Source organism: Escherichia sp. AM3 (assembly GCF_032029835.1).
Lineage (GTDB): Bacteria > Pseudomonadota > Gammaproteobacteria > Enterobacterales > Enterobacteriaceae > Escherichia > Escherichia coli.
The window spans coordinates 1-263 of the sequence record NZ_JAVUPQ010001048.1 but is presented as its reverse complement, the minus strand read 5'-3'; the positions used below and the strand labels follow the sequence as shown (position 1 = coordinate 263).

At 56.3% G+C, this 263-nt stretch carries 1 pseudogene; it reads left to right on the top strand.

Annotated elements, in window-relative coordinates:
• A pseudogene (locus tag RTW80_RS29635) lies at positions 1 to 263 on the top strand (glutathione S-transferase); the annotation flags it as partial.

Sequence of the window (263 nt, the reverse complement as noted above, 5' to 3'; positions counted from 1 at the left end):
ATCCCGCCCATAAAGTGCAGTATCGCTTCTGGCTGCATTACGCCGAAGGGTCTTTGATGCCGCTCCTGTTAATGAAGCTGGTGTTTAACAGCCTCGGCAAACCACCCGTCCCGTTTGGCCTGCGCACGCTGGGTAAGGCGCTGGGGCAGGGGGTGCAAAAAGCGTATCTCAACCGCCAGCTGGAAACGCATGCGCGCTTTATTAACGATCATCTTGCCGAAAACAGCTGGTTTGCCGGCGACACGCTGACCATGGCTGATATC